A 10840-nucleotide genomic window follows, 5' to 3' on the forward strand; every position below is an offset into this window, starting at 1 on the left:
CGTCCCCGCTCGATCGCTATCGACTGATCCGGCGACGTACCCCCAGCGTGGCGAGTTTGTCAGGGTTGCGGATGGCGTAGAAGTTGGCGATTCTGCCGTCGACGACTTCGAGTAGGTAGACGCCTACCAGGTGGTCGTCGGCGTAGGCGGCGATGGCGGGCGCGTTGTTGCAGTTGACCGCGTCCATTCGCAAGTTCGGCATCTCGCGGGCCTTTCCGAACAGTTCGGCCAGGTATCGGGCGACATGGTGTGCGCCTACGACAGGGCGGCGGGCCGCGATGACCTTGCCCCCGCTGTCGGCGGTGAAGGTGACATCGGGAGCGAGCAGTGACAGTAGAGCCTCCGGATCGCCGGTGACGGCGGCGATGAGGAACTGCTCGGTGATCTGCTCGAGCTCCGAGGTTGCGACCGAGTCGAAGCGTTTGCGGCGCGCCTGCACGTGGGCGCGGGCGCGGTGTGCGACCTGGCGTACTGTCCTCACGGATTTGCCTACGGCGGAGGCGATTTCGCCGTAGTCGAAGCCGAAGACCTCGCGCAGCACGAAGACCGCGCGCTCATCCGGACTCAGAGTTTCCAGCACGATGAGCATCGCCATGGATACCGATTCGGCGAGGACCAGGTCGGCCGACGCGTCGGTGTCGTCCAGCAACAGCGGTTCGGGCAGCCAGGGGCCGACGTAGTCCTCGCGGCGGCGGGTGCGGGATCGGAGGGCATTGAGCGCTTGCCGGGTGACCAGGCGCGCGAGATACGGCTTGGTGTCGCGCACGGTGGACAGATCCACTTGCGCCCAGCGCAGATAACTGTCCTGTAGCACGTCGTCGGATTCGCTTGCCGCGCCGAGAATTTCGTAGGCGATCGTGAACAGCAGCGGTCGCAAGCCGGTGAAGCGCTCGGCATGTTCGTCGGTCGTCATGCGGACCTCTCCACTCGTTCGGAGGAGACCGGCTGCGTCGGCCGCGGGCCGCCCTTGACCCAGACCAGGGACCCCGGCTTGCGCGCCTCGCGGCGAATTTTGCGCACCCCGAGGTCGCAGGTCATTTCCTTGATCCTGGCACCGGGGCGGCCACCGATGTAGAGGTTCACGGGTATATCGTCACGGCGCGCCAGCTGACGGATGCCGACGCGACGGCCCAGGCTGATGCAGGTCCCGGTCAGGGCCAGGTCGATCGTTGGGGGCTCGGTCCCCGCGATATGAGCGAGGACGGTGTCGGCGGCGTGAGCTCCGAGCGGTCCGGCCGCCTGGCAGCTCATTCGCAGCGGCTGCCCGGAGGGCGCCGCAGCGTCGCCCGTCGCGACGATGCGTTCGTCGTCGAGGCTGGTCAGCGTCTCGTCGGTCAGCAACCGGCCGAGTTCGTCGGTTCGCAACCCGCTCGCGGCCGCCAACTCGGGTACGCCGAAGCCCGTCGTCCAGATGGTGAGGGCGCTGGGACGTACGCCACCATCGGCAAAGACCACCGCGTCCGAGCGGACCTCGCTCACCCGTTTGCCCGCGAGCACGGTGACACCGTGGCGGGCCAGCCACTTGCCGACGTATCGGCGTCCCGGCGCACCCAGCGACGGCATCGCGGTCTCGCCGCAGACCAGCGTGACGACCCGTCCCTGTTCGGCGAGTTCCGCGGCGGTCTCGATACCTGTCGGCCCGCTGCCGACCACCGTGATCGGAGCAGTGGAGGACAGCCGGTCCAACTCGGTGCGCACCCGCTGCGCGGATTCCAATTCCGCTACCGGGAAGGCGAGTTCGGGCGCGCCGGGCACCGACGACGGTATCGCAGACGCACTGCCGACCGCGTAGACGACGTGGTCGTAGTCCACGGCGCGGCCCGACGCCAGCCGGACGACCCGGGCTGCCGTGTCGATGCGCGTAGCTCTGTCGACGACCAATTCGATGCCCGCACCGAGCAGCGTGCCGTAGTCGACCGTGGCGGCACCGGTACCGGCCACGAACTGATGCAGCCGGACCCGATCGACGAATTCCGGACGCGGATTGACCAGCGTGATATGGACATCGGTACGGATCCGCAGATGGTTGGCGGCAACCGTTCCGGCGTAACCGCCACCGATGACGACGATCCTGTGGTGTGTGTTGTGTTCGGTCATGCTCTCGGGACACCGCCGGCGCGCGAAACATGACACCCGACGCTATGGCGTGCGTCACACGTCGCCACCCACAATCGAGGCCAAGCTGTTGACCGGAAGTGTGTACCAAGTCACACTTGCGGCTGCTACCGTCCCCAGCACGCGATCGGGTCGTGTGGAGGTGGTTGACGTGGGCGTCGGTATCGGGTCGATTCTGCAGGGGGTGCAGCGCAAGGCGGTCGAGGTGACCGAGGCCGTGCGGGCGCTGAATGTGCTGCGGGAGCGCGGTTTGATCGACCCGCGCAATCTGGGTGAGACGGTGTTGTCGGCGAAGGAGGGGCGCCGGCTCGGACCGCAGGCGACGATGGTCCGGCATGCCGCGCGGATGTGGCCGCAGCGGCCCGCGCTGGTCGACGAGCACGGGAGTATGACCTTCCGCGAACTCGACGACAACTCCACGCGGCTGGCCCGCGGCCTGCAATCGCTCGGCGTCGAACCCGGAACGGTGATCGGCATTCTCGCGCGCGATCATCGCGGACTGCTGCTGGCGATGGCGGCCGCCGGGAAGGCCGGGGCACGGCTGGCGCTGATGAACACCGGCTTCGCGAAACCTCAGTTCGCGCAGGTCTGCGAGCGCGAGCACGTGAAGGTGGTGCTGCACGACAGTGAATTCGTCGGCCTGCTCGACGCGCTGCCGCCGGAGCTGCCGCGGGTGATCACCTGGGTCGACGACGGCGCCGAATTGCCCACGGGCGCAATAACGATCGAGGAATTGATCGCGGCCCATCCACCGACCGAGCTGCCGCTGCCGGCCAAGCCGGGCGGCTTCGTGATCCTCACCAGCGGCACCACCGGCCTGCCGAAAGGCGCTCCCCGGGAGGCGGTTTCGCCGATCGCCTCGGCACAGATCACCGATCGGATCCCGTTCCCGGCGCAGGGCACGATGCTCATCGTCTCGCCGATCTTCCACAGCACGGGCCAGGCCACCTGGCTGATCGCCACCGCGCTGGGCGCGACGACGGTGATGATGCGCCGCTTCGACGCCGAGCGGACCCTGGCCCTGATCGCCGAACACGAGGTCGACCTGCTGGTCGCGGTGCCGACGATGCTGCATCGGATGGTCGAACTCGATCCGGCCGTGCGCGAGCGGTACGACCTGTCCTCACTGCGATCCATCGTGCTGGCGGGATCGGCGCTGTCCCCGGAATTGACCGTGCGCGCCACCGAGGCGTTCGGCCCGGTGCTCTACAACCTCTACGGCTCCACCGAATGCGCGGTGGCGACGGTGGCCCAGCCGGCCGATCTGGCCCTCGCCCCGGGCACGGCCGGCCGCGCGCCCGTCACCTGCGAGGTGGCGTTGTTCGACGAGAACGGCAAGCGTGTGCACGGCGCGAATGTCAAGGGGCGCATATTCATTCGGTCCGGCGCACCCTTCGGGGGATATACCGACGGCCGGCACAAGCAGATCATCGACGGCTACATGTCCTCCGGCGACGTCGGCCACTTCGACGAGCACGGGCTGCTGTTCGTCGACGGCCGCGACGACGACATGATCGTCTCCGGCGGCGAGAACGTCTTCCCACAGGAGGTCGAGAACCTGCTGCTGGAGCGGGCGGACATCTTCGACGCCGCGGTGGTCGGCGTGGACGACGTGGAATTCGGCAAACGCCTGCGCGCCTTCGTCGTGCCCGAGCCCGGCGCGACCCTGGATCCGGACGAGATCAAGGCCTACGTCAAGGGCACCCTGGCCCGCTACAAAGTGCCTCGTGACGTGGTGTTCCTCGACGATCTGCCGCGCAACGCCACCGGCAAGCTGCTGCGCCGTGCACTGGTGGAATACCAGATCACATAACCGGTCACCCGACCAGTTGTACGGTACCGTCGGTTACAGAGACGCGAACCACACCCGCGTGCCCCTGCTTGCTAGGGTTGGCAGGCACTGGATCTCGATGTTGCGGTCCCGCCTGCCTGGCGGAATCCGCGGAAGGTTGTACCTATGTCAGCTGTCCTTCCGTCAGCAAGCACTGCCCTCCGAAAGGCCGGAGATCTGGCTCTGGGGGTCAACGTCATGCGCAAACGCGGGCTGTTCAGCCCGCTGCGACCGGACCATGCGGTCAGCTCGGCGCTCAACGTCACCAGGTTCGGACCCTTCGCGGGCGTGATCATGCACGCCGCGAAGACCAATCCGAAGTCTGCGGCGCTGCTGGACGAGCGGGGCGAGCTGACCTTCGCCGAGGTCAACGAGCAGTCCAACCAGCTGGCTCGCGGCCTGGCGGCACACGGTCTGCGCGAGGGCGATGTGGTGGCGCTGCTGGCGCGCGACCACCGCGGCATGGTGCTGAGCCTGGCCGCCACCGGCAAGCTCGGTGTGCGGGCGGTATTGATGAACACCGGCTTCGCGAAACCGCAGTTCGCCGATGTCGCCACGCGCGAGCAGGTCAAACTGGTGCTGCACGACAGCGAGTTCTTCGACCTGATGAGCGCCATTCCCGACGAGATCCCCCGCATCCTGACCTGGGTGGACGAGTCCGACAACGTCGATCCTTCGATCCCGACCGTCGATTCGCTGCGCGAGGGCCAGTCCCCCGATGCGGTGAGCGCGCCGACGAAGCCGGGCGGCATGGTGATTCTGACCTCCGGCACGACCGGCACCCCGAAGGGCGCGCCGCGCGACAAGGTCAGCCCGTTCATCTCCGCGCAGTTCCTGGATCGAATTCCGTTGCCGCGCAACGGTTCCATGGTCGTCGCGGCGCCGGTCTTCCACGCCACCGGGCTCTCGCAGTTCACCCTCGGGCTCTCGCTCGGCAACCGGATGATCTTCCAGCAGCGCCGGTTCGATCCCGAGAAGACGCTCGCCAACATCGACAAGTACAAGGCGGAGTCGCTGGTGGTGGTGCCGACCATGCTGCAGCGCATGCTGGACCTGCCGCCCGAGACGCTCGCCAAGTACGACATGTCCTCGCTGCGGATGATTTTCGCCGCGGGCTCGGCGATCCCGCCGGACGTCGTGACGCGCAGCCTCGACTACTTCGGTGACGTCCTCTACAACGTGTACGGCTCCACCGAATGCGCGCTGATCACCGTCGCGAGTCCGGAGGATCTGCGCAAGTCGCCGAGCACCGCGGGACGCCCGCCCCTCGGGATCCGGCTGGCGCTGTTCGACGAGAACCGCAAGCGCATCACCGAACCGAACGTCACCGGCACGATCTTCATCGAGAACGCGCACTCCTTCAAGGCCTACACCGACGGCCGCACCAAGGAGACCATCGACGGCATGATGTCCAGCGGCGACGTCGGGCACTTCGACGAGGACGGGCTGCTGTTCATCGACGGCCGCGACGACGACATGATCGTCTCCGGCGGCGAGAACGTCTTCCCGCAGGAGGTCGAGCACCTCATCGCCGATCGCGCCGACGTGCAGGAGGCGGCGGTCGTCGGTGTCGACGACAAGGAATTCGGAAAGCGCCTGCGCGCCTTCGTCGTGCCGGGTCCCGACTCCAAGCGCGACGCCCAGGAGATCAAGGACTACGTCAAGGCGAACCTCGCGCGTTACAAGGTGCCGCGCGAGGTGATCTTCCTCGACGAGCTGCCTCGCAACGCCACCGGCAAGCTGCTGCGCAAGCCGCTGACCGAAATGGACGTCACCGGCGACTGAGTTCACCGGCACCGATCGGCCCGGGAGTTTCGACTCCCGGGCCGATCGTGTTTCCGCGGAGCTTCCACGCGGGAAGAGTCGAACGTATCTGTGAATTCGCTTCGAAGCGGTCGGCTATCATTCAGCTCGTGTTTCCCCCGTCCGGCCGCGCATCGGCCCGCGCCCAGGTGTCGACGCGTGCGCGTCGGGCCGCGGTGGCGCGGTTGCGGGGCGCGTCGGCCGGATCCGTATCGGGCGCCCTGTCGATCGCCGCGCACGGATGGGCGGCGGGCGGGATGCCGGTGCAGTCCAGCACCTTGATGCTGCTCGTGGCCGCCTCCACCGTGGTCGGCGCGCTCGTCGCGGGGCTGGCGCCACTGCGCACCACCGCCGTCGGACTCGTCGCGGCCCTGTGGGGCGGGCAGCTGATCGGCCATCTGGTGATGTCGGCCGATATGGCGCAGATGCACGATATGCCGCTGTGGACGCCCGCCATGCTGGGCGCTCACCTGGTCGGCGCGGTGTGCGCCGCCGTCGTCATTCTCGGTGCCGAGGCCGCCTACCGGATCGGCACCGCCGTCGTGCGGGCGCTGCCCGTCCCAATCAGCCTCCCGGCCGTCGACGAACCGATTCTTCCGCGCAGCGTTCACCGCGACCGGGTGATCCTGCGGATCTTCCCCACCGAGACCTTCCGCACTCGCGGACCCCCGCTCGCTGCGTCCTGCTGATACATCTCATCACCCACATTCGCGAATCCTTCTCGCCGACAGTGCGTTCCGGGTAACCGGCGCAGCATTTCGGGTGCTTCGACCGCGGGATCGGGCGGCGTATCGTCCGCACCGAGACTCTGCGGGTGAATCCGAACCGCGTCGTCCCGGCGCGTATTCGGCTGTCTCGGAAGCGGGTACCGCCACAGTCCCAGTGCGGCGGAACCCGAGACCACGCCGATCCCGGATACGGTTGCGAGCCACGCGGTTTTCGCGCACAGCCATGTGGGTGCCCTCGAACAGGAGCACTACCAGTGAGCATCACCGATATTCCGGCTGCCGGCACCGAGCCGCCGCAGCCGGAGAAGTCGCCGCCCGAGGCGGCGCAGCAGTCACCACCCGGTTCGGCCGATCGGTCGCGACCGTCCGGGTCCGGCACCGCACGAGCGGTGCAGGCGCTGGCCGTGCGGCTGCACTTCTATGCCGGCGTCTTCGTCGCGCCGTTCATCCTGATCGCGGCGGTGACCGGGGCGCTGTACGCGGTCGCCCCCAGCCTCGAGTCGATCGTGAATCGGGATCTGCTGCATGTGGATTCGAGTGGCCCGGCGCGGCCGCTGTCGGAGCAGATCGCGGCGGGTGTGGCCGCCGAACCGGGACTCGCGCTGGTCGCCGTCGACCCGGCGCAGCTCGCGGGCGACACCACCCGCGTGATCTTCACCGATCCGAGCCTCGGTGAATCCGAGCGCCGCGCCGTCTTCGTCGACCCGGCGACCGCGACGTCCGTGGGCGACAGCGTCGTGTACGGCAGTACGGGCGCGCTACCCATGCGCACCTGGATCGATGTGCTGCATCGCAACCTGCATCTCGGCGATGTGGGCCGGCTCTACAGCGAGATGGCCGCCTCGTGGATGTGGATCATCGCGCTGGCCGGTGTGGTGATGTGGCTGCGCCGCTCCCGTGGCTCGCTGCGGCGGCTGCTGTGGCCGGACCGGTCGAAGGCCGGTCGCCCGCGCAGCGTCGGTGCGCATGCCACGGTCGGCATGTGGATTCTGCTGCCGCTGCTGTTCCTCTCGGCCACGGGCCTGACCTGGTCGTTGCACGCGGGGCAGCACATCACGTCGCTGCGGCAGCAATTGAGCTGGACCACGCCGGTCGTCGACACGGCGCTGCCGGGTGCACCGATGCCGTCGATGCCAGCCGGTGGCGAACACGCCGAACACACCGGCGGCCACGGCATGTCGATGCCCGTTCCCGCCGACCGCGCCGCCCAGGCGGACAAGGTGCTCGCGGTGGCCCGCGGACACGGCATCGACGGTCCGGTCGAGATCTCCGTCCCGGCGAAGGACACCACCGCCTTCACCGTCAAGGAGCGCCGCCTGCCCGGGGTCTACACCCAGGACGCGATCGCCGTGGACGGTAGGACCGGCGATGTCACCGACATCCTGCGTTACGCGGACTGGCCGCTGATGGCCAAACTCGCCAACTGGGGCATCGCGCTGCATATGGGCATGCTGTTCGGCCTCGCCAATCAACTGCTGCTGCTGGCCACGATGATCGCGCTGATCACCGTGATCGGACGCGGCTATCTGATGTGGTGGCGACGACGGCCGACCCGCGCGGACGGCCCGTTCACCTTCGGGCGGGCACCGGCACGCGGTGTGCTGCGGCGGGCGCCGCTGTGGATCAGCGTGCCGCTGATCGCGGTCACTGTGGGGATCGGCTGGTTCGCACCGGTGCTGGGCGTGAGCCTGCTCGCGTTCCTGATCGTCGATGTCGTCCTCGGCCTGATCGCGGGACGACGCCGGGGAGCAGTCGTCTGAGGTCCTGAATCGCACTCGGTTACGACACCAGCCGAGGTAATTCGGTTGCGCCGCACCATCATTCCCGCGCACGCGAGCACCACCGCGTCGCCCGTGCGATGGACCGCGCGCTCGGCCGGGTCGTAACAGCCGCCGACAGCGATCGGCCGGCATCACCGATTGCGCCGCAATACGCAGGACGTACCGCTTGCGGTCGTCCGGGGCTGCATCATGACCATATTCGGCGCAGTCGGCACACCTACAGCAACTTTCGTTTACCTGATACCGCAAAGGGATTCATCACCATGGGAATCAAGAACATCGCCGCCACCGCCGCCCTCGTCGCCGCCGCCCTGGGCCTGAGCACGGCCACCGCCGGCGCCGCCCCCACCGACGCCGGCGCGGTGGGCTTCCAGGCCACCACCACGCCGAGCGGCACCGTCATCTCCACCGATGCCGGATCGCTGTCGGCCGACGACGGCGTATTCACCGTCAAGGCGGCCGACGGCACGGTCCTGGCCGGAACGCAGCTCTCGTTCCGGGTCGACGATTTCGTCTTCCCGATCGAGGCGCGGATCCACGACCGCACCGCGACCCTCACGCCGAAGTTCGACCTCGCGCACGCGGCCTACCAGCCGGTCGCGATGCCGTTCGAGGACAGCGCGCCGTGGAAGACCCCGTACGACCGGGAGCAGGCCGCGTGGAGCCGGATGACCAGCACCCTCAGCGCCGGCGCTTCCATCGGCACCCTGGTGGGTGGCATCGGTGGCGCCGGAATCGGCTGCGTCCTGGGCGGAATCGCGGGCGCGACCATCGCGGCGGCCACCATCGTCGGCATGTTCGGCCCGTTCGTACCGGCCGCGGTGGTGGGCTGCCTCGGCGGCATCGTGGCCATCGGCGCGCTGGGCACCCTCGCGGGTCAGCTGCTGGTCACCGCCCCGGTCGCGGTCCTGGCCGCGGCCCAGTACTTCACCACGGTGAACTCCCCGTTCCCCGCGAAGTGAGGTAGCGAGACGACGCGGCACCCGCACCCCGATATCCGGTGATCTGCCGGGTATCGGGCGCGGGGCCGCCGGCGGAACAGCGAAGGCGCCCAGCGCAATCCGCCGGGATCGGCGCCGGCGCAGCCCTTCCGGGATATCGTGCACACGATCAGCACAGGTTGTCTCCGTTTTCCCTTCGCGAAGGAGTGACCGCGTTATGAACGATTCCTGGTTCCACCGCACCGCACGCGCCGGTGTCGCCGCCGCGGGGGCCACAATCCTCGCGGCCGCCCCGGCTCTCGCCCACGTCACCGTCTCCGGTCCGGACGCGGCGCGCGGCGGTTCGGCGGTGCTGACCTTCCGGGTACCCAACGAATCGGCCACCGGTAGCGCCACCACCCAATTGAGCGTGCAGCTTCCGGCCTTGACCGAAGCCGAAACCGAACCCGTGCCGGGCTGGAAGACCAAGGTCACCCGCAACGACAACCACAGGGTCGTCGCCGTCACCTGGATGGCGGATACCGGCAGCGGCATCGAGGCCGGGCAGTTCGAACAGTTCTCCATACTGGCCGACGGACTGCCGGATGCCGACACCGTCCCCCTGCCCGCCACCCAGACCTACGCCGACGGCCGGGTCGTGCGATGGGACCAACCCTCCTCCGGGGACAGCGAACCCGAATTCCCCGCTCCGACACTGGCATTGGCGCCGGCACACGCGGGCGGGGCACACAACCACGGCGACGTCCACGCCGCCGCCGCGGCCGAGGAACACGAAACCGACACCACGGCACGATGGCTGGGCAGTATCGGCATCGTGCTCGGCGCACTGGGTGTCCTCGCCGCGGCCACGATGTTCACGCGAAATCGGTCTCGGCGGTAGCCGACACCGCCGCGGCGCCCGATCGGCCCCGGAAACGCGATCGCCGGAGACCGCCCGTACATTGACCACGAGCGCAATGGCCGATCTCGGGTGAGAGTGGGAGTGAGCGTGCCGGAGCAGACCGTCGGCATCATCGGCGCCGGCATCATCGGACTGGCGATCGGCCGGGAACTCGTCCGCCGCCGGCCCGGCACCCGGGTCGTCGTCGTGGACAAGGAGGACCGGGTCGCGGTCCATCAGACCGGGCACAACTCCGGAGTCGTCCATGCCGGAATCTATTACGAACCGGGCTCGCTGAAGGCCACCCTCTGTGCCCGCGGGCGGCAGCTGCTGCGCGACTACTGCGCCGAGAAGCAGCTGCCCTACGACGAGGTCGGCAAACTGGTCGTCGCCGTCACCCCGGACGACGTGGTGCGAATGGACGCGCTGGCCGAACGAGCGGGCAGCAACGCCGTGCCGGGACTGCGGCGCATCGATGCCGGCGAGATCCGCGAGATCGAACCGCATGCGACGGGTCTGGCCGCGCTGTATTCGCCGCACACCGCCATCACCGACTACTCCCGCATCGCCGCCGCCTTCGCCGACGAGATCACCGCCGCCGGCGGAGAGATCCGGTTGTCGTTCCCGGTCACCGCCGTCACGCGCGCCTCGAACGGCATCCGCATCGGCTCGGCCGCCGCGGCGATCGTGGTCGATCGGCTCATCGTGTGCGCGGGCCTGCACAGCGACACCGTGGCCGGACTGGCCGGAGACCGGCCGGG

General features: G+C 68.7%; 9 protein-coding genes. 7 read left to right on the top strand and 2 right to left on the bottom strand.

Going from position 1 to position 10840, the window contains the following annotated elements:
• Positions 1–16: 16 nt before the first annotated feature.
• Complete coding sequence (gene sigJ / locus NN2_RS14200; protein WP_063013832.1) at positions 17–913, bottom strand: RNA polymerase sigma factor SigJ; 897 nt, start codon at positions 911–913, stop codon at positions 17–19.
• The gene (locus tag NN2_RS14205; protein WP_063013834.1) at positions 910–2097 is read right to left on the bottom strand and encodes an NAD(P)/FAD-dependent oxidoreductase; all 1188 of its coding nucleotides are present in this window, start codon (positions 2095–2097) and stop codon (positions 910–912) included. Before NN2_RS14205 ends, sigJ begins: the two co-directional genes overlap by 4 nt.
• A gap of 160 nt (positions 2098–2257) precedes the next feature.
• Here NN2_RS14205 and NN2_RS14210 point away from each other — a divergent pair, with 160 nt between their 5' ends.
• The 7 genes from NN2_RS14210 to NN2_RS14240 all read left to right on the top strand — a co-directional run.
• Positions 2258–3928, top strand: coding sequence for an acyl-CoA synthetase (locus NN2_RS14210; RefSeq protein WP_439955854.1), 1671 nt, complete (start codon positions 2258–2260; stop codon positions 3926–3928).
• 144 nt (positions 3929–4072) lie between these two features.
• Positions 4073–5731, top strand: a complete 1659-nt coding sequence (locus tag NN2_RS14215; protein WP_063013836.1) for an acyl-CoA synthetase — start codon at positions 4073–4075, stop codon at positions 5729–5731.
• Positions 5732–5859: 128 nt separating this feature from the next.
• Entirely contained in the window at positions 5860–6438 is a 579-nt protein-coding gene (locus NN2_RS14220; RefSeq protein ID WP_063013838.1) for a hypothetical protein, read from the top strand.
• A 293-nt stretch (positions 6439–6731) separates the two neighbouring features.
• The gene (locus tag NN2_RS14225; protein WP_082856993.1) at positions 6732–8237 is read left to right on the top strand and encodes a PepSY-associated TM helix domain-containing protein; all 1506 of its coding nucleotides are present in this window, start codon (positions 6732–6734) and stop codon (positions 8235–8237) included.
• Positions 8238–8521: 284 nt separating this feature from the next.
• A complete protein-coding gene (locus tag NN2_RS14230) occupies positions 8522–9220 on the top strand; it encodes a DUF8020 domain-containing protein (RefSeq protein ID WP_063013840.1) in 699 nt (232 codons plus the stop codon).
• A gap of 196 nt (positions 9221–9416) precedes the next feature.
• Positions 9417–10079: a YcnI family copper-binding membrane protein gene (locus NN2_RS14235; RefSeq protein ID WP_063013842.1), complete on the top strand. Its 663-nt coding sequence runs from the start codon at positions 9417–9419 to the stop codon at positions 10077–10079.
• Between the two features lie 108 nt (positions 10080–10187).
• A partial coding sequence (locus NN2_RS14240; RefSeq protein ID WP_156511334.1) for an FAD-dependent oxidoreductase occupies positions 10188–10840 on the top strand: 653 nt, incomplete at its 3' end.

Origin of the sequence: Nocardia nova NBRC 15556 (genome assembly GCF_001613005.1) — a bacterium.
In the GTDB taxonomy this organism is placed as follows: Bacteria; Actinomycetota; Actinomycetes; order Mycobacteriales; family Mycobacteriaceae; genus Nocardia; species Nocardia nova.